Here is a 23,486-nt window from a genome sequence, read left to right on the forward strand (position 1 = left end):
GGCAGGCTTCGCGGCGCGGCGCCAGATCGGGTGATGGTCGGCTGCCGTCCATGCCGAGCTGCGCGGCCGCGGCGTCGTTAACCAGCAGAAGCTCGCCATGTGCGTCCTGCACGGTCAGGCCGGCCGGCAGCATTCTAACGATTTCCTTGAGAAAACCGAGCTCGGCTTCATTCGCGCCGGAGTATGTGTTGTCGTTCATAGAAGTCATGAATCTTGTTGTTTCGGCGCCTTTGCAATGGACGCGATCTTGCGTTGTTCCCTCTTAAGTTTGGTTAAGGGGTCCGGAGAAATACGGGGGTGTTTTGGAGAAAACTTGCGGCGTTGCGACGCGCGCTGACGATCGTCATTAACAGAGGGTCAACAGCGCATGCGAAACCGCGGGCGAGGGCCGCGGGTGCGCTTTCACGTGGCGCACGATGCTATTCGCTTCGCGGGATTCGGCATTGCATGATGCAATGCAGCCCGGTCTTCAAGTAAGAGATCTCGGATTTGCCATCGAAGGCCGACAGTGCCGATTTCAACAGCTTGGTGCCGAAGCCCGGCTCGGACACCTTGTCCACGCTCGGCCCCTCGGTTTCGTCCCAGGTGATGGTCAGGCGGTCGTCGCTGACGGTCCACGACACCTGCAACAGACCACGGGGCGAGGAGAACGCACCGTATTTTCCTGCATTGGTAGCAAGCTCGTGAAACATCAATGACAGCGTGACGGCGAGCTTCGGCGGCAGGAACAGTCGCTCGCCATTGAGCGTGAAGCGGACATGGCCGTAAGGGCCGAGCTCCGAGATCAGGAGATCGCGGATGTCGCAGCCGGCCTTGTCGATCCGCGAGATCAAATCATCGGTCGCGGCCAGCGAGCGCAGCCGCGGATCGACCCGGGCCCAGACCAGCGGCTGGTCATGCAGCACCTGGTGCAGCACGGCATGCACCGTCGACAGCTTGTTCTTCAGCCGGTGCTGGAGCTCGTCGACCAGCAGCTTGCGATAGTCTTCTTCCTCGATCAGCCGCCTGGAGATCCGGCGCTGCTCCGCCAGCATGGTGCGATAGTGCTCGACGCCCCAGATGGTGAGCGCACAGACCGCCCAATAAAGTGCCAGCAGGGCAAACCGTGCGTGATCGGCCAAGGCATCGCTGAAATTCACGACGACGCCGAGCACGCCGCCGAAGAGCGCAGTCACGATTCCGATCCGGAAGCCTCCGAACGCGGCGGCAAAGAACACGGCCGGAAAGTAGGGGGTGAAGTAGACATCTGGCCGCACATGCGCGAGAGCCCAGCGCGCCAGCGTCGCAACCAGCAGGCAGGCCACCGCAAACGCAATGCTCAGACCGAGCGATGGCGGCGCCGCACCCTGCCAGCCCCTACGGAATTCGTCGATCAGCTTCCCCATGCGCAGCCCAGTTGCGATATGCGTTCGAAAATCGATCGGTCCATGAGGATGTTACGCATCCCGCCCGCACAAGCATAGCTTGCCTTGGCGGAGGCAGGCAGGGATAGTGTCCGCCGCGGCGATGGCAGCGGCCGATGTTCGCCATTTGGCATCAAATCGTTCGAAAACAGGAACATTCCATGGGCAGGCTGGACGGCAAGGTTGCGGTGATCACGGGAGCGACGAGCGGGATCGGATTGCGCACTGCGGAAGTCTTCGTTGCCGAAGGTGCCAAAATTGTGATCGCGGGGCGCCGCCTACCGGAGGGCGAGGCGCTGGCGAAGCAGCTCGGGGCCGACTGCATCTTTCGCCAGACCGACGTGACGGTCGAAGCCCAGATGCAGGCCCTGATCGCGCTGGCCGTGGACAAGTTCGGCCGGATCGACTGCCTGTTCAACAATGCCGGCGGCCCGGCGCAGACCGGCGGCATCGAGGGCCTCGAGGTCGAGCGCTTCGATGCGGCGATGGCGACGCTGGTGCGCAGCGTCATGCTCGGCATGAAGCACGCCGCGCCCCACATGAAGAAGCAGGGAAGCGGCAGCATCATCAACAACGGCAGCATCGCCGGACGTCTCGCCGGGTTCTCGTCCTCGATGGTCTATGGCGCGGCCAAGGCGGCGGTGATTCATCTCACCAAATGCGTGGCGATGGAGCTCGGCGAGTCCAATGTGCGCGTCAATTCGATCTCGCCCGGCGCGATCGCGACCGGCATTTTCGGCAAGGCGCTCGGGCTCTCGACCGACGCCGCGGAGAAGACGCCCGCGGTGATGCGCGAGGTCTACAAGACCGCGCAGCCGATCCCGCGTGCCGGCCTTCCCGACGACATCGCCCATGCCGCGGTGTTCCTGGCCAGCGACGAATCCAGCTTCATCAACGGCCACGACCTCGTCATCGACGGCGCCATGACCGGCGGCCGCAACTGGAGCCAACAGCAGCAGGGCTATGTGGCCTTGCGCAAGGCGTTCGATCAGGGGGCGTAGTTGCTCAGGGAACGGGTGCCGTAGGGGTGGGCAAAACGAAGCGTGCCCACGAATACTTCTCATTGCGACGAAACGTGGACACGGCGCTTCGCGCCTTTGCCCATCCTACGAGACCTACGATCTGAGTGAGGTCCCGTGCCCCGGACGCGGTGCGGCGCGAAGTGCCGCTCCGCAGAGCCGGGGCCCATCTCTCCAAACAAAAGTGGCGCGAGATTCTGGGTCCCGGCTCGCGCTTCGCGCGTCCGGGACACGGTCATTCATACCGCCTTCACCCGCACCCGCAGCCCGTCCCGCGGCTTCGGGATCGGCCACATCTGCCAGTCCGGCTTGTAGCCGGGCTCCAGCGACACCTCGATGTTCTGCAGGAAGTGCCGCGCGAAGCATTTCGCCTGCATGTAGGCGAAGTGCAGGCCGAGGCACATATGCGCGCCGCCGCCGAACGGGACCCAGGCGAAGCGGTGGCGGCTGCGTTGCGCTTCCTCGGTGAAGCGCAGCGGATCGAAGCAATCCGGCTCCGGCCAGATGTCTTTCATGTGATGCGTATAGAGCGGATTGACGCCGACCGCGGTGCCGGCGGGAATCGTAAAGCCCTTGAAGGTGAAATCGCGCATGGCGCGGCGCGGCATCGAGGGCACCGGCGGCTTGATCCGCAGGGCTTCCTTGAACGCCATCTCGCAAAGCGGCATCTTTTCGAGATCGTCGAAGCTGCTCGGCGCATCCGCCGCCAGCCCGAGCGCCAAAACTTCCCCGCGCAGCCTGTCCTGCCAGTCCGGATTGGCGGCGAGCTCGCCGATGAAGGAGGTCAGCGACGAGGTCAGCGTGTCGTGCGCCGCCATCATCAGGAAGCTCATGTGGTCGATGATGTCCTGCTCGGACAGCAACGCGCCGTCCTCATGGGTGGCGCGGCAGAGCTGCGAGAACAGGTCATCGCCGCCATGATTGCCGCGACGCAGCGGGATCTGCTCGCGGAAATAGGCGACGATGCGCTTGCGCCCCCGTACGCCGGCCGCCATCTGGGTGCCGGGCAGCGGGCGGCGGATCGGGGCGACGGCAGCCGCCACCATGTCGACGAAGGCGCGGTTGATCTCGTCGACCTCCGGTCCGATGTCGGCGCCAAGGAAAGATGCAGCAGCGAGATCGAGCGTGAGCTGCTTCATCGCGGGGTAGAGCTGCATCTCGCCGGGCTTGGCCTTCCACTGCGCGACCCGCGCGGAGATGCCACGGTCGAGATCGCTGAGATAGGACTTCATTGGCCCGGACTTGAACGCGACCGACAGCGCCTTGCGGTGCAGCCGGTGCTCGTCGAAATCGAGCAGCATCAATCCGCGCGGAAACAGCAGGCCGAGCACCTTGTTCCAGCCGTGGGTCGACGAGAACAGCTTTTGCTGGTCGAACATCACGAGCTCGTTGGCCTCGGGCCCGAGCAGCACGACATTGGTCTCGCCGAAAACATGCGTGCGGTAGACCGGTCCGTATTTGGCGCCGTTCGCCTCGATATGGCCCTTGGGATCGGCCAGCACCTGCAACGTCTTGCCGATGATCGGCCAGCCTTCGTCGCCGGGAATGTGCGTCAGAGCGTTGCGTTTGGGCGCGGTGAAGTCGGGCACCCTTGCGGCCACATTCTGCATCGACATGAGGGTTGCTCCGGTTGGCAGGCTCCGCCAGCGTAACACAATCCGGGCACGATGATGCGAGAGTTGCCGGCGCAATTTGCCTCGGATGTCGTCCCCGCCTAGGCGGGGACCCATAACCACAGGGAGAAGCTTTGGTGCGAGGCTAGTAACTCCGAGTCTTCGTAAAGCTGCATCCTGTGGTGATGGGTCCCGGGTTCGCGCTGCGCGCGCCCCGGGACGACGAGTGGAGCAGGACCTATCGCTTCGCCGCTTCCTTCTGCAGATCCGGGGCGTTGACGGCGGGAATGGCGACGCGGCCGGGGCCGGTCACCTTCAGCGCCTCGGCGGCCTTCTCGTTCTCCATGATCTTGGCCATCACCGCCTGTCCCGCGCGCTCGAAGATCGCGCGGTTCTCGATCACGAACTTCTGCGACCTGCGTAAGGAATCGATGTAGCCGTTGATCTCGGGCACGACATAGCGCGCCACCATGTCCCAGCTTCGGCGCGTATTTTCCGGATTGGCCCAGTCGTGCACGAAACCGATGACGGCGCCGACGCCGCCGGACACCTGCATCACGTTCTTGATGGTTTTGACGAGGTCGTCGGGCGTACCGATGGTGGATGCCGCGCCCTCGACGAAGGCCGTCTTGTCCACGGCCTCGTCGGGCGAGGAGAATGCCGTCAGGCCCGGCCGCTGCAGCGTCCCGACATTATACTCGTTGTGCCAACGCATCAGCCCGGCGCCGGCTTCCTTGCGCGCCTGCTCGCGGGTCTCGGCGATGTGAAAGGTCAGCAGCACGCGCCAGTCGGCGCGGCTCACCGTGGTGCCGTGCTTCCTGGCGGCGTCCTCGGCAAACTGCCATTGCTGCTGCAGCGACATCAGCCCCTGCGTCGTCATCGAGCCCAGCGAGATGATGCCGATGCCGTATTTGCCGGCGAGCGTCATGCCGGAGGGCGAGATCTGCGAGGCGACGACGAACGGCATCTCCTCCTGCAGCGGCAGGATCTGCAGTGCGGCATCGTTCATGGTGAACCAATCGCTCTTGGCGGTGACACGCTCGCCGTTGAAGAGCCGGCGGATGATGCCGATGGCCTCGTCCTGGCGGTCGCGCTGCGTCATCGGGTCGATGCCGAGCGTGTGTGCGTCGGAGGCGAGCGCGCCGGGGCCGGAGCCGAAGATGGCGCGTCCGCCGGTCATGTGGTCGAGCTGCACCATGCGCTGGGCGACGTTGTAGGGATGATGATAGGGCAGCGACACCACGCCGGTGCCGAGCTTGATCCGCTTGGTGCGCTCGCCGGCGGCAGCCAGGAACATCTCGGGCGAGGCGATCATCTCCCAGCCGGAGGAGTGATGCTCGCCGCACCAGAACTCGTCATAACCGAGCGCGTCGAGCTGCTCGACCAGGTCGAGATCGCGCCGGAACTGCAGCATCGGATGCTCCCCGATCGGGTGATGCGGGGCAAGAAAGGCTCCGAACTTCAGGCGCGCCATGGCGTTCTCTCCGGCTTTGATTTTTCTGTTCGTTGAGACGGTGAGGCTACGTGCCTGACGGCACGAACGCAATCGTGCGGTGTCCCGTGTTGCGGAATGCAGGCATGCGTGGCCTCCTACCTGCGAGGTAATCGCGGCACCGCATGAGATCTGAAATCCTGGGAATAACGAGGTTCCAGAGTCATGCGCAGATGCATCAGATCGTCACACGACAAATCGATTCCTCCCGCCGCTGGTGGGTGCTGGCGATCGTCGTCGCCGCCCAGTTCATGTTCGGCGTCGATGCCTTCGTGGTCAACGTCGCCATTCCCACCATCGCGGTCGAGCTGAAGGCCTCGCCGGCGCAGATCGAATCCGTGATCGCGATCTATCTGATCGCCTATGCCACGCTGGTCGTCACCGGTGGCCGGCTCGGTGACATTCACGGCACCAGAAATGTGTTCCTGGCCGGTGTGCTCGGTTTCACCCTGACGTCACTGTGGTGCGGTCTCGCGCAATCCGGCGCGGAGCTGATCATCGCCCGGCTGGCGCAGGGGGCGACCGCCGCGTTGATGGTGCCCCAGGTGCTGGCGACGCTGCATCTGTTGTTCGCCGATGAGACGCGCAGCCGCGCCTTCGCCATCTACGGCATCGTGCTGGGGTTGGCAGGCGCCGCGGGCTTCCTGCTCGGTGGTCTGCTGATCACGGCTGATCTTGCCGGCACCGGCTGGCGTTCGGTGTTCTTCATCAACGTGCCCTGCGGCCTCGTCATTGCGGCTGCGGCCTGGCGCATCATGCCGTCGGCGTCGCGGCGATCAGGTACAAGGCTCGACATCAAAGGCAGCATGGTCCTGTTCGCGGGGCTGCTTTTCCTGATCGGCCCGCTGCTGTTCGGTCACGATGTCGGCTGGGCGCCCTGGCTGTGGGCCGTGATGGCAGCCGGCGGCGTCATCCTGGCCGCGTTCCTGAAGCTGGAGCATGCTGTCGCGCGCGCCGGCGGAATGCCGCTGATCGACCTGACGCTGCTGGCGGACGCCGCCTTCCTGCGCGGGCTTGGCGCTGCCTTCTTTTTCTTCTTTGCCAATCTCTCCTTCTATCTGGTGATGACGCTTTTCATGCAGCGTGGGCTCGAGATCCCGCCGCTTTCAGCCGGCGTGGCCTTCATTCCGCTCGCGCTCGCTTTCGTCGTGGCGTCACGTCACAGCGGTGCGCGGGCGCGCCATCGCGGCACCAAGGTCTTGATCGAAGGCTGCGCGCTTCAGATCGCAGGCCTCGCCGCGCTCGCGCTCGTCGCGCTTTTGATCGATGCGCCGTCGCCGCTCCTGCTCGCGCTCACCATGATCATCTTCGGTTACGGTCAGGGATTGGTGATGGCGCCACTCTCCGGCGCGGTGCTGTCAAGTGTGAAGCCCGTCGCCGCAGGCTCGGCCTCCGGGATGTACGGCACCACGGCGCAGATCGGAAATGCGGCCGGAGTGGCCGCAATCGGCGCGGTGTTCTTCGCCGTCGAAGCCTTGCAATCAGCGCGCGCAGGATTTCTCGTTTCGCTTGCGCTGTTTGTGACGTTAATCATGGCCTGCGTCGCATTCCTGACGTGGATGCGCCGCGCCTCTGCACGAAGTTGAGGCATTTGGTGGTTAATGCCTGCGGATCCCCGGGAAATCCCTACGATTTCGTAGGATTGGCAGCGCACGGCCTTTTTATTTTGCAATGCAGCAACTATCTGGTTTGGCTGGACGTTGAACGTCGCCCACCAGGAATTTGCCGTGTCGTTAGCGAAAAATGTCGATTTGTTGAGACGTCTGCCCAGGTTGGACGGTCTGCGCTTTGCCGAGCTCGGTCGCAGCGCTGATGCGTCCAGTCCATTGGAAGAGATCACGGGATTCGGCGACAATCCCGGAGCCTTGCGCATGTTCGCGTTCGTGCCGACGCAGTTGCAGAAGCCGCGCGCGCTGGTCGTCGTGCTGCATGGCTGCGGGCAGACGGCCGGGGCTTACGATCTCGGTGCGGGCTGGTCGACGCTCGCGAAGCACTATGGTTTCGCGCTGTTGATGCCGGAGCAGCAGCGCATCAATAACGGCAATACCTGCTTCAACTGGTTCAATCCGGAAGACACGGCGCGGGGCAGCGGCGAGGCGCATTCGATCCGCGAGATGATCGCGTACATGGTCAAGGCGCATCGCATCGATCCCAAGTGCGTCTTCATCACCGGTCTGTCCGCCGGCGGCGGCATGACATCGGTGATGCTCGCGACCTATCCGGAAGTCTTCGCGGCCGGCGCGATCATTGCCGGATTGCCCTATGGCATCGCCTCGAATCTGCGCGAAGCGTTGGACGGCATGTTTCACTCCCCGGTGCGTCCAACGCGCGAGCTCGGCGATCTCGTGCGCAACGCCTCCGATTATCGCGGTCCCTGGCCGAAAATCTCGGTGTGGCACGGCAGCGCCGATCGCACCGTCAATCCCGGCAACGCCAACGAGATCGTCAAGCAGTGGCTCGATCTGCATGATCTCCCGGAAGCGCCGATGGCGGAGACCAATGTCGACGGCTATCCGCGCCAGGCCTGGTGGAACAAGGACGGCGAGACGCTGGTCGAATTCTACGCCATCACCGACATGGCGCACGGCACGCCGCTTGGGCTCGCCGACAACGATCAGCGCTATGGTGTCGAAGGCGCCTTCCTGATCGAGGCCGGTATCTCCTCGTCCTATCACATCGCAAAATTCTTCGGCCTCACCGACTGGATCGCAGACGCTGCGAAGGCGGAAGCCAAGTCCGCAACCAAGCCTGCAACAAAGCAGGCGCTCTCGCCCGCGCCGCATCTCGCCCGCTCGATCCGCGCGGCGGTCGCCGAACAGCCGGCCGAGCCGAAGCGCGAGGAGGCCCGTGGCTTCGATCTCGGCCAGATCATCACGCGCGCGCTGACCGCGGCGGGATTGATGAAGTAGTCTCGCCGTCGTTCCTGCGAACGCAGTGCGTTCGCAGGGACGACAGCTGAGTTTGCGGCTACGCCGTCTGGTCGATCAACTCGATCGGCGTTGCCGTCACCTCGCCGCCGGAGACTTGCCGCGTCATCGCCGAATAGGTCTTGAAGAAGTCGCGCGACTGCAGCGTCTTCTGCGCATCCTCGTCGGCGACGCTGGCGAGATGGAAGTAGTGGCCGTCGTCGCGATTTTTCAGCACGCGATAGCCGATCCGTCCTTTTAGCTCTGGATCGCTGTCGATCGCCTTGATGAAGCGGGCGATCTCCTGGTGCCAGGCCTCTGTGACGCCGTCCTTGAATTCATATCGGATCATGAAGTGCTTCATGTGACGCTCCCTGTTCGTCGTGTGCGTCATCATCTGCGGCTTGCGGACGATCCCGCAAGTATGGACAAAATTGATAGTATGGACTTTTTCGACGTCGCTCCTATCCTCATTGCAGCTGGATGCGCATGGAGGAGACGACATGGCAAAGGCAATGCCGGCGCGAACCTGTCCGGTCGCGGCCTTTCAGAAGATGATCAGCGGCAAGTACAAGCTGCGCATCATCTGGGACCTCAAGGACGGCCCGCGCCGCTATGGCGAGATCCGCAGCGGATTGTTGCGCGGCACGACTGGCAGCGCGGAGATCACTCCGCGCGTTCTCAGCCGCGAGCTGAAGGCGCTGACGATGAGCGGCCTGATCGACCGCAAGGATTTTGGCGAGGTGCCGCCGAAAGTCGAGTATCGCCTGACCCGCAAGGGCAAGAGCTTCGTGCCGGTCGTCGCCGCCATTCGCGAATGGGGCGAGCGTCACCTCGGCGAAGCGGCGGCACTCACCGAGGCCGCCGAATAGCGCCTATGTCTCGCCGGTGATGAACGGATTGGTCATCCGCTCCTGGCCGATGCTCGAGCCGGCGCCATGGCCGCAGATGAAGCCGACGTCGTCGCCGAGCGGCAGCAGTTTTGTCAGGATCGAGTTGATCAAGGTGGCGTGACTGCCGCCGGGCAAATCGGTGCGCCCGACCGAGCCGGCGAACAAGACGTCACCGACATGGGCAAAACGCAATTCCTTGTTGAAGAACACCACGCTGCCCGGCGAATGGCCGGGGCAGTGGAAAATCTCGAACGAGAGGTCGCCGATCGACACGGTGTCGCCCTCGGCGAGCCAGCGGTCCGGCGCAAAATTGCGTACGCCGGTCATGCCGAAGCGCGCGCCGCTCTCGACGACGTTGTCGAGCAGGAACTTGTCCGCTTCATGCGGGCCCTCGATCGGCACCCTCAGCGCATCGCGCAGGTCGGCCGCGCCGCCGACATGGTCGATATGGCCGTGGGTCAACCAGATCTTCTCGACGGTGACCCCGGTCTGCTTGATCGCGTCCAGAATCTTCGGCACGTCCCCGCCGGGATCGATCACCACGGCCTTCTTGGTGGGCTCGTCCCAGATGATGGTGCAGTTCTGCTCGAACAGCGTCACGGGAACGATGATCGCGCCCGCCTTGGATTGGGTGTCGTTTTGCTCGGTCATGGCGCCACAATGCCGATTTTTGCCATGCCGCCAAGCAAAAGATTCGTCTCCGCGCCCGGGAACAACCGCCACACGGCGGTCCCAATTGGCCTGCCAATTTGAACCGAGGCCGCGTTGTCGCGTCCTCCTGCGCAAGATACGGATTTTGGGGTCTTCCGGTATGGTTCAAAGCGATGGCAACTGGTGGCGCGACGGCATCTTCTATCAGATCTACCCGCGCTCGTTTCAGGACTCCAACGGTGACGGCATCGGCGATCTCGCCGGCATCCTGCAGCGGCTGCCTTATGTGAAATCGCTGGGGGTCGATGCGATCTGGCTGTCGCCGATCTTCCCCTCGCCAATGGCCGATTTCGGTTACGACATCGCCGACTATACCGGCATCGAGCCGCTGTTCGGCACGATGGAAGACTTCGATACGTTGATCGCTGCCGCCCACGACAACGGCCTGAAGTTGATCCTCGACCTCGTGCCGAACCACACCTCCGATCAGCATCCGTGGTTCGTCGAGAGCCGCGCCTCGCGCGACAATCCAAAACGCGACTGGTACATCTGGCGCGATCCGGCGCCAGACGGTGGCGTGCCCAACAACTGGCTGTCCGAGTTCGGCGGCAGCGCGTGGCAGTTCGACGAGACCAGTGGTCAATATTACTATCACGCCTTCCTGGCCCAGCAGCCGGACCTGAACTGGCGCAATCCGGACGTCCGCAACGCGATCTATGACGTGATGCGGTTCTGGCTCGACAAAGGCGTCGACGGCTTTCGCGTCGACGTGATCTGGCACCTGATCAAGGATTCCGAATTCCGCGACAATCCGCCAAATCCGCACTATGTCGAGGGTCGGCCGCCGAACGAAAGGATCATGACGCAATATTCCACCGATCAGCCGGAGGTGCATGACGTTATTGCCGAGATGCGGCGCGTTACCGATGGCTTTGGAGCCCGCGTGCTGATCGGCGAGGTCTATCTGCCGCTGCATCGCCTCATGGCCTATTACGGCAACGACCTCACCGGCGCGCAGATGCCGTTCAATTTCGCGCTGCTCTCGACGTTCTGGAGCGCGCGCTCGATCGAGACCATCATCGAGGATTACGAGAAGGCGCTGCCGCGCGGCGCGTGGCCGAACTGGGTGCTCGGCAACCACGATCGTCCGCGTGTTGCGAGCCGCGTCGGGTCGGAACAGGCTCGGGTCGCCGCGATGTTGCTGCTGACGTTGCGCGGCACGCCGACTCTCTACTACGGGGATGAGATCGGCATGCACCAGGCGGCCATCGCACCGGAGGATGTCCAAGATCCCTTCGAGAAGAACGTGCCCGGCATCGGCGTCGGCCGCGACGGCTGCCGCACGCCGATGCAGTGGGATTCCTCGCAATTCGGCGGATTCTCCGCGGCGCGGCCGTGGCTGCCGCTGCCGGAGCACTATGTGCGCGACAATGTCGTCAATCTCGAAGCCGACGCGCGCTCGATCCTCAACCTCTACAAGCGCCTGATCGGCTTGCGGCAGAGCTGTCCGCCGCTGGTCGCGGGCAATTATCATCCGATCGCGGCGCAAGGCGATCTTCTGATCTATCGCCGTGAAGCCGAAGGCAGGGCCGTGATCGTGGCGCTCAATCTCGGAGCCGAGCCGATCGCGGTGACGACGAGTGCGATAAGGTTCGGCAGCGAGGTTTTGCTGTCGACATACCTGGATCGCGAGGGCGAGCGGATCGAAGGCGTGCTGGATCTGCGTGGCAATGAGGGGGTGATCGTTACTCCACCCTAGCTGTCGTCCTGGATGGACAAAGCGTAAGGCTGGCCATCGCCATTTCGCCGCCATTGCGAGGAGCTCGCGACAAAATTGCGTAGCAATTTTGCCCTGATGCGACGAAGCAATCCAGACTCCCTCCGCTGAAAGACTCTGGATTGCTTCGCTGCGCTCGCAATGACGATCGTTGAAGCAGCGGGGCAGACGACGGCATTCACTCACCCCGGATGCTTATTCCCCCGCACCGTATCCTCGTCGATATCGCTCCGCTTCAGCAGATAATCCAGCCCGCCGACCCGGTACCAGCGATACCCGTAAGGCTCCAGCACGATTCGGTGCTGGCCGCGCTTGTCGGCGTGGCTGTGGTCCTCCGCGAGAAGGTTGATCAGGTGCGCGCCGGCCTCGCTTGATAGCCCCACCGAGAACGCGATCTCGCGCGGCTTTTCATCGAGATTGTGCACGAACAGCACGGAATTGTTGCGCCAGTCGTAGCGCATGATGAACACGGCGGGATCGCGCGTCGGGACGATGGTGAAATCGCCCCAGCCGACCTCCGGCACCTCCTTGCGCATGCGGACGATGCGCTCGGTCCAGTTCAGCATGGAGTTGGGATCGCGCCGCTGTTTGGCGACGTTGACGTGCGGATAACCGTAAGGCCCCTTGTCGATGACGGGGCAGGCCGGCTTGTCGCTCTTGGTGAAGCCGCCATGCGGCTCGGTCGACCATTGCATCGGCGTGCGCGCGCAGTTGCGCTCGGGCAGCGAGAGGTCGTCGCCCATCGCGATCTCGTCGCCATAGCGGATCACCGGCGTTCCCGGCAGCGTGCACATCAGGCTGTAGGCGAGCTCGAGCCGCCTGCGGTCGCCGCCCAGCATCGGCGCGAGGCGGCGGCGAATGCCGCGGTCGTAGAGCTGCATATCCTTGTCGGGGCCGAACGATTTGAACACGGCATCGCGCTGCGCCTTGGTCAGGCGGCCGAGATCGAGCTCGTCGTGATTGCGCAGGAACAGGCCCCATTGCGCCGTGGCCGGCCGCGGCTTGGTCGCCTTCAACGCCTTCGCCAGCGGTCGCGAGTCGCCCGAGGCCAGTGCATAGAACAAATGCTGGTTGACGTGGAAGTTGAACATCATGTGCATGCGGTCGGCGTCGCGGCCAAAATATTCCATGTCCGTCTTGGGCAACACGTTGGCCTCGGCGAGGATGATGGCGTCGCCCTGCCGCCATTGCAGGAATTCGCGGAACGCGCGCAGCATGTCGTACTGCTCGACCGGATTCTTCACCTTCGCGCCCTTTGTCGCGATCACGAAGGGCACCGCGTCCATGCGGAAGCCGGAGACGCCGAGCTGGATCCAAAAGCCCATGATCTTGAGGATTTCCGCCTGCACGTACGGGTTCGATGTGTTGAGGTCAGGCTGGAAATCATAGAAGCGATGGAAGTAGTACGCGCCCGCTTCCTTGTCCCGCGTCCAGGTCGATTTCTGCACGCCGGGAAACACCATGCCCTTGTTGGCGTTGGCGGGCTTCTTGTCGGACCACACATACCAGTCGCGATAGGGCGAGGCCTTGTCGCGCCGTGCCTCCTTGAACCAGTGATGCTGGTCCGAGGTGTGGTTGACGACGAGATCGATGATGATGCGGATGCCGCGCTGCTTGCAGCCATGGGCGAACTCGACGAAGTCGCCGAGCGTGCCGTAGCGGGCATCGACACTGTAATAGTCCGCGATGTCGTAGCCGTCGTCGCGGCCGGGCGAAGTCTGGAACGGCATCAGCCAGATCGTGGTGATGCCGAGGCCGTGCAAATAGTCGAGCCGGCGGAGCAGGCCCTTGAAATCGCCGATGCCATCGCCGTCGGCGTCCATATAGGAGCCGACGGACAGGCAATAGATCACGCCGTTCTTGTACCAGAGATCGTCGATCATGCGCCGATAGCCTCGGGTGGTTCCGCCGAGGTGCGGCGGCTGCGTGATAAGTGCGTGGAGGAGGGGAGGTTCCCGCGCGCTCGCCACACACGCGCCGTCGTCCCGGGGCGCGCCACTTGGCGCGAGCCCGGGACCCAGCCACAGGGAGTAGTTTGGCGAGATTCGGAGTGACCTGCTCACCCTACAACAGCGCCTGTAGGTATGGATTCCCGGCTCGCGCTTCGCGCGCCCCGGAATGACGGGTGGAGAGACAGTGTCCGCCTCAAACGGAATCGGTTATCCTCTCCTCATGGACAACACCGCCCGCATCACCCTCGTGCCGCCGCCCGATCGTCGCCAATCGGAAACGGCGCTCGCCATCGCGCGCGGTACGTCCCGGCTGCTGCGTTCGCTCGGCTTCTCCTGCATCAGCGAATTGCCGCTGCCCTCGGGCCGGCGCGCCGATCTCGTGGCGCTGAACGAGCGCGGCGAGATCTGGATCGTGGAGATCAAGTCGTCGGTGGAGGATCTGCGCGCCGACCAGAAATGGCACGAATACCGCGCTCATTGCGACCGGCTGTTCTTCGCCTTCACACAGGACCTGCCGTGCGAGATCTTTCCGCAAGATACCGGCCTGATCGTCGCGGACGCCTATGGCGCGCACATGCAGTGCGAAGCGCCCGAGCACAAGCTCGCGGCCGCCACGCGCAAGCAGATGACGGTGCGGTTCGCGATGGCGGCAGCCTTGCGGATCAACCGCCTGGTCGACCCGCAGGGCCACGCGGATTTCTGGGAGTAGCGGCGCCGCAAACGTTGGTGTCGTAGGGTGGGCAAAGCGAAGCGTGCCCACCACCTCTATCCAAAGCAGACAGATCGTGGGCACGGCGCTTTGCGGCTTTGCCCACCCTACGAGACCTGTTTCCGACGAGACCTATGTCCCGTCATCCTGAGGTGCGCGCTCTTGCGCGCCTCGAAGGATGCGCGGCCTCTATGCAGCCGGGCCGTCGCCCTTCGAGGCTCGCCTTGCTTCGCAAGACGAGCACCTCAGGGTGACGGTGAGAGATTGATTGCGGGGAACGAATTACCGCGGCGCGCGCTTTGCGAGGATGCGCTGCAACGTCCTGCGATGCATGTTCAGCCTGCGCGCCGTCTCCGAGACGTTGCGGTTGCACATCTCGTAGATGCGCTGGATGTGCTCCCAGCGCACGCGGTCGGCCGACATCGGGTTGGTCGGCAGCTCGGATTTCTCAGCGCTCGTCGACAGCAGCGCCGCGACGACGTCGTCGGCATCCGCGGGCTTGGAGAGATAATCGATCGCGCCCATCTTCACCGCGGTGACGGCGGTGGCAATGTTGCCATATCCGGTCAGCACGATCGCGCGCGCGTCCGGGCGCTTCTTCTTCAGCGCGGAGACCACGTCGAGGCCGTTGCCGTCGCCGAGCCGCAAGTCCACCACCGCGAATGCGGGCGCAGCCTTGCCGATCTGCGCAAGACCGTCCGAGACGGTATCGCATGACGTCACCGCAAAGCCGCGCGTTTCCATGGCGCGCGACAACCGCTCCAGGAACGGCTTGTCATCCTCCACAATGAGCAGCGAGCGGTCGGTCTGTTCGTTCAGTTCGGCGATGGCGTTCAAGGTTTTTTCCTCTCTCCAACGCGTCTACATATGGCCTCGCAACCGGGCGGTGCCAAGACCGCCGATAGTCGATCGGCCCTGTTGTGCGACGCAAGGTCGCGGCCTCAAGCGCGATGACTCGTCATCGCGCCTGCGATTCTTGTTTTCAGCATGATCCTGTCGGAAAACCGCTGAACGCTTTTCCGGATCATGCCCTATCCTATTGCTTCTTCGAGGGTCTCGATAGCCTCAAATCGCTGCCTGGGCCACGTGATCTGGACCACGGCGCCGTGTTCCGGAAAGGTCCGGTTGGTAAACGAGACCTTGGCGCCGGTACGTTCCAGCAAGGTGCGCGCGATGAACACGCCCAATCCGAGGCCGCGCCGTTCACCGCTGCCATCATCCTGGCTGCGCCGCCGCGACAGATAGGGCTCGCCGATCCTGTTGAGGATATCGGGCGGAATGCCGGGGCCGTCGTCGGAGATCACGAGTTCGATATCATCCTTGTTCCACCACGCGTTCACCTCGACGGTGGTGCGAGCGAAATCCACCGCGTTCTCGACGATGTTGCCGAAACCGTAGAGGATCGCCGGATTGCGCGAGCCGACCGGCTCGGCCACGGCGGCGACCGCGATCCGCACCTTGATGTCGACGCCGAAATCGCGGTGCGGGGCCACCACCTCCTCGATCAGCTCCGACACCTTCATGCGGTCGAACGGCGCGCCGGTCGAGGAGAGCTGGGTGATCTTGCTCAGGATGTCGCGGCAGCGCTGGGTCTGCTCGCGCAGGGTTTTCAGATCGGCGGCAAAACTTGCGTCCTTGACTGTCTTTTCCAGCTCGCGTGAGATCAGGAAGATCGTGGCGAGCGGCGTGCCGAGCTCGTGCGCGGCTGCAGCTGCGAGCCCGTCGAGCTGAGTCAGATGCTGCTCGCGCGTCAGCACCAGCTCGGTCGCGGCCAGCGCATCCGCGAGCTTGCGCGCCTCCTCGGTGACCTGGAACGAGTAGAGGCTGGTGACGCCGATCGCGAGCACGATCGACAGCCAGACGCCGACCAGATAGATCGGCGGCAGCACCAGTGGATCGTCGGAATCCCAGGGCAGCGGAAAATGGAAGAAGAACAGGATCGAGGCGCAGGCAACAGCCAGAAGACCGAGGCCGAAGGTGAAGCGGGCCGGCAGCGCCGTGGCCGAGATCAGCACCGGCGCGAGGAACAGGAAAGAGAACGGGTTCTGCAAGCCCCCGGTGAAGAACAACAGGCCAGCCAGTTCCACGATGTTCAGCGCGAGCAGTCCGGCCGCCTGCATCGGCTCCAGCCGGTGCATCGGATTGGCCGCGGTCTGGAGTCCCAGATTGAGCGCCGCCGACAGGGCGATGATGCTGACGCAGGGGACGATCTCGACATCGAACTCCAGCCCCTGCGCCACGATGAAGATCGCGGCGAGCTGGCCGAGCACCGCGAGCCAGCGCAGCCGCAGGATCGTGTCCAGGCGGATATGCCGCTGCGCGTGGCGGAAGTTGGAGGCGGCAAGTTCGGTCATGTCGGCCAATGTGGCGGTACCTTCTAAGCTCACAAACGCTGGGCTCGCGGAACCACCGGATTACAAGCCTTGCGCTCCCTGCCGCAATAGCAGAAGAACGGTCAGCATGACCGAGAATGACAAGGCTTCAAGTCGGCCGACTGTCGCGGAGCGCAGCCCGTCCGCGGCGATCACGGTCGATCATCTCGTCAAGGTCTACAAGCAGACCCGCGCCGTCGACGATATCTCCTTTTCGCTGCCGCGCGGCAGCATTACCGGGTTGCTCGGCGGCAACGGCGCCGGCAAGACCACGACCATCGCGATGATCATGGGCCTGGTGCTGCCGACCTCCGGCCGCGTGCAGGTGCTCGGCCATCGGATGCCCGAGGAGAGCGCGGCCGTGCTGGGGCGGATGAACTTCGAGAGCCCCTATGTCGACATGCCGATGCGGCTCACGGTGCGGCAAAACCTGACGGTGTTCGGCAAGCTCTATGCGGTGAAGCACCTCGCCGGCCGCATCGCCGAACTCGTCGACGATCTCGATCTCAACGAGTTCATCGACCGTGCCAACGGCAAGCTGTCCGCCGGGCAGAAGACCCGCGTCGCGCTTGCGAAAGCGCTGATCAACCGGCCCGAGCTGCTGCTCCTGGACGAGCCGACCGCCTCGCTCGATCCTGACACCGCCGACTGGGTGCGGGCGCATCTGGAGCGCTATCGCAAGGAGAACAACGCCACCATCCTGTTGGCTTCGCACAACATGCTCGAGGTCGAGCGGCTCTGCGACCGCGTCATCATCATGAAGCGCGGCCGCATCGAGGACGACGACACGCCCGAAGCCATCATGGCGCGCTACAACCGCACCACGCTTGAGGAGGTGTTTCTGGACGTCGCGCGCGGCCGGGTGAACGGCGCGAAGGAGGCGGCAAGATGAGGGGGAGCTATCGTAGCCCGGGTGAGCGTAGCGATACCCGGGAACGCTGCGAGCAAAGACCCGGATGTCGCTTCGCTCATCCGGGCTACGGGCTGCCGCAATGACCGACATCTCCCTCCGCGGCGGCATCTCCGTCCATCGCATCGGCGCGATGATCCTGCGCTATTGGTATCTGTTGATGTCGTCCTGGCCGCGGCTGCTCGAGCTCTTGTACTGGCCGGCGCTGCAGGTCATCACCTGGGGCTTCCTCCAGCTCTACATCGCCGAGAACGCCAATTTCTTTGCGCGCGCCGGCGGCACGCTGATCGGCGCCGTCATCCTCTGGGACATCCTGTTCCGCGGACAGCTCGGCTTCTCCATCTCGTTCCTGGAGGAGATGTGGGCGCGCAACATCGGCAACCTCATGATGAGCCCGCTGAAGCCCATCGAGTTTCTGCTGTCGCTGATGGTCATGAGCTTGATCCGGCTCGCGATCGGGATCGTCCCGATGACGCTGCTGGCGCTGTTCCTGTTTCACTTCAACGTCTATGCGCTCGGCCTGCCGCTGATCGCGTTCTTCTGCAATCTGATCTTCACCAGCTGGTCGGTCGGCATCTTCGTGTCGGGGCTTGTGCTGCGAAACGGCCTCGGCGCCGAGAGCATCGTCTGGACCTTGATGTTCGCGATCCTGCCGCTCGCCTGCGTCTACTATCCCGTCAATGTGCTGCCGCTCTGGCTGCAACATGTCGCCTGGGCGCTGCCGCCGACTTACGTGTTCGAGGGTATGCGGGCGCTCTTGATCGAGCAAACCGTTAGGACCGATCTGATGTTGAGCGCGCTGGCCATCAATGCAGTGCTGCTGGTGGTATCATTTGGGGCATTCCTTGCCCTTTTGCGCAGCGCCAGGAAGCATGGCTCGCTGCTTTCGAGCGGTGAATAACCTCACTTTCCCGTGGATTCAGGGTCATTTATCCGTTCAGACCACGTAGATGTACGTAAGCATGCATTGACGCAATATTACGCATTCGGCAGTATGTTGCGATGCGAAGAGGGATATGATTATGCCGATTGGTGAGTTTGGCGGCGCGCCGCCCCTGGCTGCAGAAGGCAGTCCGGTCCTGACGACGCCGATGTACTGGATGTACGAGATGGCACAGGCCTCTCTCAATCCGGCACGCGCCGTCACCGATGCAACCAAGCTCCTGTTTCAGAATCCGCTCAATCCGTGGGCGCGCACCGAGGTCGGCAAGTCGGTCGCGGCGGCCTGCGAGTTGTTCGAGCGCACCACGCGCCGCTACGGCAAGCCGGAATGGGGTCTCAACGACACCGAGGTCAACGGCATCCGCGTCCCGATCGAGATCCGCTCGGTCTGGGAAAAGCCGTTCTGCCGGCTGCTCTACTTCGATCGCAAGTTCGCTCGTCCCCTGCGCAGCCCGCAGCCGCGCGTGCTGATCGTCGCCCCGATGTCCGGCCATTATGCGACGCTGCTCCGCGGCACGGTCGAGGCGTTCCTGCCCGCGCATGAGGTCTACATCACCGACTGGGCCGACGCCCGCATGGTGCCGCTCAGCGACGGCCGCTTCGATCTCGACGATTACATCGACTACGTCATCGAGATGCTGCACGTCCTCGGCGGCAACACCCATGTCATGGCGGTGTGTCAGCCCTCGGTGCCTGTCGTCGCCGCCGTCTCGGTCATGGAAGCGCGGCGCGATCCCTTCGTGCCGACCTCGATGACGCTGATGGGCGGCCCGATCGACACCCGCCGCAATCCGACCGCGGTGAACAATCTCGCCCAGGAGCGCGGCATCGACTGGTTCCGCAACCACGTCATCACCAAGGTGCCGTTCCCGCATCCGGGCATGATGCGCGACGTCTATCCGGGTTTCCTGCAGCTCAACGGCTTCATCAGCATGAACCTCGACCGGCACATGGACGCCCACAAGCAGCTCTTCGCCCATCTGGTGAAGGGCGACGGCGACCTCGTCGACAAGCATCGCGACTTCTACGACGAATATCTCGCGGTGATGGACCTCTCCGCCGAGTATTATTTGCAGACCGTCGACACCGTGTTCGTGAAGCACTCGCTGCCGAAGGGCGAGATGACCCATCGCGGAACCCGCGTCGATCCCTCCAAGGTCACGCGCGTGGCGTTGATGACGGTCGAAGGCGAGAACGACGACATCTCCGGTCTCGGCCAGACCGAAGCAACGCACACATTGTGCAGCGCGATTCCCGATCATCGCCGCGTTCATTACGTCCAGAAGGGCGTCGGACATTACGGCGTGTTCAACGGTTCGCGCTTCAAGTCGGAGATCGTGCCGCGGATTCACGACTTCATGGTCTCGGCTGCGAATCCGAGCTCATTGCAGGCTCTCGCGGCCGAATAATCCCCGATTTCGGCTTTCCCGTCGAAATCTCAGCCCCTGCCGGAGACTTCGGCAGGGGCAAGTTCCCTCCAGATTCGCGGTATTTAGGTAGTTTTATAGGAGTGAGTCTGTCCTCACCCCTTGGGGGTGTCGCATGCATCCAGCGAGGGCGAAAAAAGCCGGTTCCAACCCCAGTCTGTAGGGTCTCCCGGACGCCAGACCGCTGTATATTGGGCAAATGATTTGTTTTTGCGCCGAGCGCTTTCCCTGGCGGCGGTTATGGCAGAATCCGGGCGCCCTCCTGCCCCCCGGACTGACAGACATGGCCACTCGCGCACTCCTCTATCGGCGGCCCCACGAACCGAAGACCCTCGTCATCACCCACGGATCGCAATTTTTTGCCATCCGATTGCGCCGGCACAGACGCGCGCGGCGCTACACGCTCAGAATTCATCCGAGCGACCGCGAAGCCATCCTCACGATGCCGCCGCGCGGCACGCTCGCCGAAGCAAAAGACTTCGCGCAGCGTCACGGTGCGTGGATTGCCGCGCGTCTCGGTCGCTTGCCGAAGGCCGCGCCGTTCCAGCCCGGCACGGTGATACCGCTCCGCGGCACGCCACATCGCATCGTTCATCGCGCCGGCACGCGCGGCACGGTGTGGACCGAGGTGCGCGATAGCGGCGAACGCATTCTGTGCGTCGCCGGCGGGCTCGAACATGTCGATCGCCGCGTCGGTGACTTCCTCAAGCGCGAGGCGCGCCGCGACCTGCAGCGTTCAGCGGAAGCCTACGCCGCCGAGCTCGGTGTCAGGGTCAAGCGCCTCTCGATCCGCGATCAGTCCAGCCGCTGGGGTTCTTGCACCTCGGCCGGCTCGCTGTCGTTCTCCTGGCGCCTGATCCTCGCGCCGGCCTTCGTGCTCGACTACCTCGCCGCGCACGAAGTCGCCCATCTCGTCGAGATGAACCACTCGGCGCGGTTCTGGCGCGTCTGCGGCAAGGTGTGTCCGTCGATGGAACGCGCCAAGAAGTGGCTCGACACGTATGGCAATGATCTGCACCGCTACGGGGCCGAGGATTAGGCTCTCGCTGCCAACGTCTTGAAGGTGTCATCGCCCGCCTTGTGCGCTCTTGCGCACTGGAGCGGGCGATCCAGTATTCCAGAGGCCGTAGTGATTGAATCGATGGGCTGCGGCGTTCTGGATTCCCCGCCTGCCGCCTGCGCTAAAGCTTCGGCGCGCCCAAGACTGAAACCTCGGCGAAACCTTGGCGTAGCCGGGTCGCGGGGAATGACAGCGCAGCGCGCTTCAGTCATCTGTGCCGCTCACGCAAGCCGTTGATTTCGTTATCCTCGGCTACTGTGCATGGGGTTGTTTTCGCAGTTTTTGTTTTGAGGCCACGGGGACCTCAGGCAAAGCCTAGCGATTCCCGCCAAACAGCCGGTCCATCAGCCAGCCATCCAGCCCCGCCGCTGCTTCCGGCCGCGCATTGGCTCGCGTCGGCGGCGGGCGATAGCCGCCATTGTTGGCCGATGCTGGAACGGGCGCGGCCACTGTCGGTGACGACACCTGCGAAGCTGCCTGCGCCAGGTTCGACAGGCCCCAGCCACCTGGTGCGCTCGGCAACGCCGCCACCGGCACACCCTCATGCGCGGTCTTCATGAAGCGCGTCCAGACTTCCACCGGCAGGCCGCCGCCGGTGGCCTTCTTGGTCGGCGAGTTGTCGTCATTGCCGAGCCAGACACCGGTGACGAGGTTGGCAGTGTAGCCGATGAACCAGGCGTCGCGATAATCCTGGCTGGTGCCGGTCTTGCCGGCCGCCGGCCAGCCCGGGATCTCCGCCTTCTTGGCGGTGCCTGATATCAGCGTTTCCCGCATCATCGTGTTCATCATGCCGACATAGCGGGGGTCGATGACCTGATTGCGTTCCTCAGGCTGGCGCATGTAGAGCAGCTTGCCGCTGAGCGTCCTGATCCGCGTCACGACATGCGGCGCCACCCCGAAGCCGCCATTGGCGAAGGGCGCATAGGCGCCGACCAATTCGACCACGGAGACCTCGGAGGTGCCGAGCGCGATCGAGGCGTTCGGCTCGAGCTTCGAGGAGATGCCGAGCCGGTGCGCGGTACGCACGACGTTCTTCGGCCCGACCTCGAGGCCGAGGCGGATGGCGACGGTGTTGAGCGACATCGCCAGCGCCTGCGTCAGCGTCACCGCGCCGAAATATTCGTGGGTGTAGTTCTCGGGCCTCCAGCCCTTGACCTCGATCGGCGCGTCCTGGCGCATCGTGTCAGGCGTCAGACCCTGTTCGAGCGCGGTGAGGTACACGAACGGCTTGAACGAGGAGCCGGGCTGGCGCTTGGCCGTGACCGCGCGATTGTACTGGCTCTCGGAATAGTTCCGCCCGCCCACCATGGCGCGCACGGCGCCATCAGGCGTCATCGCCACCAGCGCGCCCTGGCTGACGTTGAACTTGACGCTCTTGGCTGCGAGCTCGTCGATGATGGCGGCTTCCGCCACGCTCTGCAGCTTCGGATCGATCGTGGTCTCGACCTTGATGCTCTCGTCGATCTGGCCGACCAGATCGTCCAGCACCTCGCCGATCCAGTCGGCGACGTAGTTGACCGTGCCGGCACCGGCCGGCTTCACATTGTAGGAGGGTTGGCCGATCGAGGCCTTCGCCTGCGCTTCGGTGATGAACTTCGCATCAGCCATCGCCGCGAGCACGATTTGCGCGCGCGCTTCTGCGCCTTCAGGATTGCGGTTCGGTGCGAGCCGCGAGGGCGACTTGACGAGGCCGGCGAGCATTGCCGCTTCGGCGACCGTGACGTTCTTGGCCGACTTGCCGAAATATTTCTGCGCCGCCGCCTCGACGCCATAGGCGCCCGAGCCGAAATAGACGCGGTTCAGGTAAAGTTCCAAAATCTCGTTCTTGGAATGCTTGCGCTCCAGCCAGATCGCGAGCTCCGCCTCCTGCAGCTTGCGCTGCATGGTGCGCTCCTGGGTCAGGAACAGGTTCTTGGCGAGCTGCTGCGTCAGTGTCGAGCCGCCCTGCGAGACGCCGCGATGGAGCACGTTGGTGACGAGGGCACGCAGGACGCCGACGGGATCGATGCCGAAATGCGAATAGAAGCGGCGGTCCTCGATGGCGATGAACGCCTTCGGCAAATAAGGCGGCAAGTCCTGCAGCGCGACATTGGCGCCGGCCATCTCGCCGCGCTGCGCCAGCATGCTGCCGTCGATGCCGACGATCTGGATCGTCGGCGGGCGTTTGGGAATCTCCAGGGACTGGATCGGTGGCAGATGGGCGCCGACATAGATCACGACGCCGATCACGGCGATCACGCCCCACAGGCTCAGCACCGCGCCCGGGATTTTCTTCTCGCCGCATTCGGTCAGCGCTGCCGCCACGAACTTCGCGGGGATCGCGAACACGGCGGTGTCGATCACGCCCGGCACGTCCTTGA

At 63.8% G+C, this 23,486-nt stretch carries 19 protein-coding genes and 1 pseudogene; 10 read left to right on the forward strand and 10 right to left on the reverse strand.

Annotated elements, in window-relative coordinates; genetic code table 11:
* Positions 1-199: pseudogene (locus MOV75_RS05500) on the reverse strand (diguanylate cyclase); the annotation flags it as partial.
* Positions 200-419: 220 nt separating this feature from the next.
* On the reverse strand, positions 420-1,385 hold the full coding sequence (locus tag MOV75_RS05505) for a sensor histidine kinase (protein ID WP_246920552.1): 966 nt from the start codon (positions 1,383-1,385) through the stop codon (positions 420-422).
* Between the two features lie 179 nt (positions 1,386-1,564).
* Here MOV75_RS05505 and MOV75_RS05510 point away from each other — a divergent pair, with 179 nt between their 5' ends.
* Complete coding sequence (locus MOV75_RS05510) at positions 1,565-2,404, forward strand: SDR family NAD(P)-dependent oxidoreductase (RefSeq protein ID WP_246920555.1); 840 nt, start codon at positions 1,565-1,567, stop codon at positions 2,402-2,404.
* 257 nt (positions 2,405-2,661) lie between these two features.
* Here MOV75_RS05510 and MOV75_RS05515 read toward each other — a convergent pair whose 3' ends face one another.
* Together MOV75_RS05515 and MOV75_RS05520 are read right to left on the reverse strand one after the other, a co-directional pair.
* Positions 2,662-4,038 carry a cytochrome P450 gene (locus MOV75_RS05515; RefSeq protein WP_246920558.1) on the reverse strand — a complete coding sequence of 459 codons (1,377 nt, stop codon included), beginning with the start codon at positions 4,036-4,038 and terminating at the stop codon, positions 2,662-2,664.
* Positions 4,039-4,273: 235 nt separating this feature from the next.
* Positions 4,274-5,509: an LLM class flavin-dependent oxidoreductase gene (locus MOV75_RS05520; protein ID WP_246920560.1), complete on the reverse strand. Its 1,236-nt coding sequence runs from the start codon at positions 5,507-5,509 to the stop codon at positions 4,274-4,276.
* A gap of 191 nt (positions 5,510-5,700) precedes the next feature.
* Between MOV75_RS05520 and MOV75_RS05525 the strand changes: the two genes are divergently transcribed.
* Together MOV75_RS05525 and MOV75_RS05530 are read left to right on the forward strand one after the other, a co-directional pair.
* Entirely contained in the window at positions 5,701-7,113 is a 1,413-nt protein-coding gene (locus MOV75_RS05525; protein WP_246920564.1) for an MFS transporter, read from the forward strand.
* A 141-nt stretch (positions 7,114-7,254) separates the two neighbouring features.
* Entirely contained in the window at positions 7,255-8,436 is a 1,182-nt protein-coding gene (locus MOV75_RS05530; protein ID WP_246920566.1) for a PHB depolymerase family esterase, read from the forward strand.
* Positions 8,437-8,494: 58 nt separating this feature from the next.
* On the opposite strand, the gene MOV75_RS05535 is transcribed toward MOV75_RS05530, so the two are convergent.
* The gene (locus tag MOV75_RS05535; protein ID WP_246920576.1) at positions 8,495-8,797 is read right to left on the reverse strand and encodes a hypothetical protein; all 303 of its coding nucleotides are present in this window, start codon (positions 8,795-8,797) and stop codon (positions 8,495-8,497) included.
* 139 nt (positions 8,798-8,936) lie between these two features.
* On the opposite strand from MOV75_RS05535, the gene MOV75_RS05540 reads away from it, so the two are divergent.
* Complete coding sequence (locus MOV75_RS05540) at positions 8,937-9,305, forward strand: helix-turn-helix domain-containing protein (RefSeq protein WP_246920578.1); 369 nt, start codon at positions 8,937-8,939, stop codon at positions 9,303-9,305.
* A 3-nt stretch (positions 9,306-9,308) separates the two neighbouring features.
* Here MOV75_RS05540 and MOV75_RS05545 read toward each other — a convergent pair whose 3' ends face one another.
* Positions 9,309-9,977, reverse strand: coding sequence for an MBL fold metallo-hydrolase (locus tag MOV75_RS05545; RefSeq protein ID WP_246920580.1), 669 nt, complete (start codon positions 9,975-9,977; stop codon positions 9,309-9,311).
* A 160-nt stretch (positions 9,978-10,137) separates the two neighbouring features.
* Between MOV75_RS05545 and MOV75_RS05550 the strand changes: the two genes are divergently transcribed.
* Positions 10,138-11,736, forward strand: a complete 1,599-nt coding sequence (locus MOV75_RS05550; RefSeq protein ID WP_246920598.1) for an alpha-amylase family glycosyl hydrolase — start codon at positions 10,138-10,140, stop codon at positions 11,734-11,736.
* Between the two features lie 200 nt (positions 11,737-11,936).
* On the opposite strand, the gene MOV75_RS05555 is transcribed toward MOV75_RS05550, so the two are convergent.
* Positions 11,937-13,637: an alpha-amylase family protein gene (locus tag MOV75_RS05555; RefSeq protein WP_246920601.1), complete on the reverse strand. Its 1,701-nt coding sequence runs from the start codon at positions 13,635-13,637 to the stop codon at positions 11,937-11,939.
* Positions 13,638-13,926: 289 nt separating this feature from the next.
* On the opposite strand from MOV75_RS05555, the gene MOV75_RS05560 reads away from it, so the two are divergent.
* Positions 13,927-14,415, forward strand: a complete 489-nt coding sequence (locus MOV75_RS05560) for an MmcB family DNA repair protein (RefSeq protein WP_246920617.1) — start codon at positions 13,927-13,929, stop codon at positions 14,413-14,415.
* A gap of 282 nt (positions 14,416-14,697) precedes the next feature.
* Here MOV75_RS05560 and MOV75_RS05565 read toward each other — a convergent pair whose 3' ends face one another.
* Together MOV75_RS05565 and MOV75_RS05570 are read right to left on the reverse strand one after the other, a co-directional pair.
* Positions 14,698-15,252, reverse strand: coding sequence for an ActR/PrrA/RegA family redox response regulator transcription factor (locus MOV75_RS05565; RefSeq protein WP_008141807.1), 555 nt, complete (start codon positions 15,250-15,252; stop codon positions 14,698-14,700).
* 194 nt (positions 15,253-15,446) lie between these two features.
* Positions 15,447-16,769 (reverse strand): ActS/PrrB/RegB family redox-sensitive histidine kinase, encoded by a 1,323-nt coding sequence (locus MOV75_RS05570; RefSeq protein ID WP_246920603.1) that lies wholly within the window; start codon positions 16,767-16,769, stop codon positions 15,447-15,449.
* A 106-nt stretch (positions 16,770-16,875) separates the two neighbouring features.
* On the opposite strand from MOV75_RS05570, the gene MOV75_RS05575 reads away from it, so the two are divergent.
* The 4 genes from MOV75_RS05575 (at position 16,876) to MOV75_RS05590 (ending at position 21,105) form a co-directional block, all read left to right on the forward strand.
* The gene (locus tag MOV75_RS05575; RefSeq protein WP_246920605.1) at positions 16,876-17,679 is read left to right on the forward strand and encodes an ABC transporter ATP-binding protein; all 804 of its coding nucleotides are present in this window, start codon (positions 16,876-16,878) and stop codon (positions 17,677-17,679) included.
* A 100-nt stretch (positions 17,680-17,779) separates the two neighbouring features.
* Entirely contained in the window at positions 17,780-18,598 is an 819-nt protein-coding gene (locus tag MOV75_RS05580) for an ABC transporter permease (RefSeq protein WP_246920608.1), read from the forward strand.
* Positions 18,599-18,719: 121 nt separating this feature from the next.
* Positions 18,720-20,048, forward strand: coding sequence for a polyhydroxyalkanoate depolymerase (locus MOV75_RS05585; protein WP_246920612.1), 1,329 nt, complete (start codon positions 18,720-18,722; stop codon positions 20,046-20,048).
* Between the two features lie 217 nt (positions 20,049-20,265).
* Positions 20,266-21,105 carry a M48 family metallopeptidase gene (locus MOV75_RS05590; protein WP_246920614.1) on the forward strand — a complete coding sequence of 280 codons (840 nt, stop codon included), beginning with the start codon at positions 20,266-20,268 and terminating at the stop codon, positions 21,103-21,105.
* Between the two features lie 336 nt (positions 21,106-21,441).
* Here MOV75_RS05590 and MOV75_RS05595 read toward each other — a convergent pair.
* On the reverse strand, positions 21,442-23,486 hold a 2,045-nt coding region (locus MOV75_RS05595), incomplete at its 5' end, for a PBP1A family penicillin-binding protein (RefSeq protein WP_247005191.1).

The sequence above is a fragment of the Bradyrhizobium sp. PRIMUS42 genome (assembly GCF_023006515.1).
Lineage (GTDB): Bacteria > Pseudomonadota > Alphaproteobacteria > Rhizobiales > Xanthobacteraceae > Bradyrhizobium.

What these genes read in the sequence shown, in the direction of transcription:
- MOV75_RS05570 (WP_246920603.1), bottom strand. Translation starts at nt 16,769, where the DNA reads ATGACCGAACTTGCCGCCTCCAACTTCCGCCACGCGCAGCGGCATATC.
- MOV75_RS05540 (WP_246920578.1), top strand. Translation starts at nt 8,937, where the DNA reads ATGGCAAAGGCAATGCCGGCGCGAACCTGTCCGGTCGCGGCCTTTCAG.
- MOV75_RS05560 (WP_246920617.1), top strand. Translation starts at nt 13,927, where the DNA reads ATGGACAACACCGCCCGCATCACCCTCGTGCCGCCGCCCGATCGTCGC.
- MOV75_RS05535 (WP_246920576.1), bottom strand. Translation starts at nt 8,797, where the DNA reads ATGAAGCACTTCATGATCCGATATGAATTCAAGGACGGCGTCACAGAG.
- MOV75_RS05550 (WP_246920598.1), top strand. Translation starts at nt 10,138, where the DNA reads ATGGTTCAAAGCGATGGCAACTGGTGGCGCGACGGCATCTTCTATCAG.
- MOV75_RS05505 (WP_246920552.1), bottom strand. Translation starts at nt 1,385, where the DNA reads ATGGGGAAGCTGATCGACGAATTCCGTAGGGGCTGGCAGGGTGCGGCG.
- MOV75_RS05545 (WP_246920580.1), bottom strand. Translation starts at nt 9,977, where the DNA reads ATGACCGAGCAAAACGACACCCAATCCAAGGCGGGCGCGATCATCGTT.
- MOV75_RS05520 (WP_246920560.1), bottom strand. Translation starts at nt 5,509, where the DNA reads ATGGCGCGCCTGAAGTTCGGAGCCTTTCTTGCCCCGCATCACCCGATC.
- MOV75_RS05575 (WP_246920605.1), top strand. Translation starts at nt 16,876, where the DNA reads ATGACCGAGAATGACAAGGCTTCAAGTCGGCCGACTGTCGCGGAGCGC.
- MOV75_RS05580 (WP_246920608.1), top strand. Translation starts at nt 17,780, where the DNA reads ATGACCGACATCTCCCTCCGCGGCGGCATCTCCGTCCATCGCATCGGC.
- MOV75_RS05515 (WP_246920558.1), bottom strand. Translation starts at nt 4,038, where the DNA reads ATGTCGATGCAGAATGTGGCCGCAAGGGTGCCCGACTTCACCGCGCCC.
- MOV75_RS05555 (WP_246920601.1), bottom strand. Translation starts at nt 13,637, where the DNA reads ATGATCGACGATCTCTGGTACAAGAACGGCGTGATCTATTGCCTGTCC.
- MOV75_RS05525 (WP_246920564.1), top strand. Translation starts at nt 5,701, where the DNA reads ATGCATCAGATCGTCACACGACAAATCGATTCCTCCCGCCGCTGGTGG.
- MOV75_RS05585 (WP_246920612.1), top strand. Translation starts at nt 18,720, where the DNA reads ATGCCGATTGGTGAGTTTGGCGGCGCGCCGCCCCTGGCTGCAGAAGGC.
- MOV75_RS05510 (WP_246920555.1), top strand. Translation starts at nt 1,565, where the DNA reads ATGGGCAGGCTGGACGGCAAGGTTGCGGTGATCACGGGAGCGACGAGC.
- MOV75_RS05590 (WP_246920614.1), top strand. Translation starts at nt 20,266, where the DNA reads ATGATTTGTTTTTGCGCCGAGCGCTTTCCCTGGCGGCGGTTATGGCAG.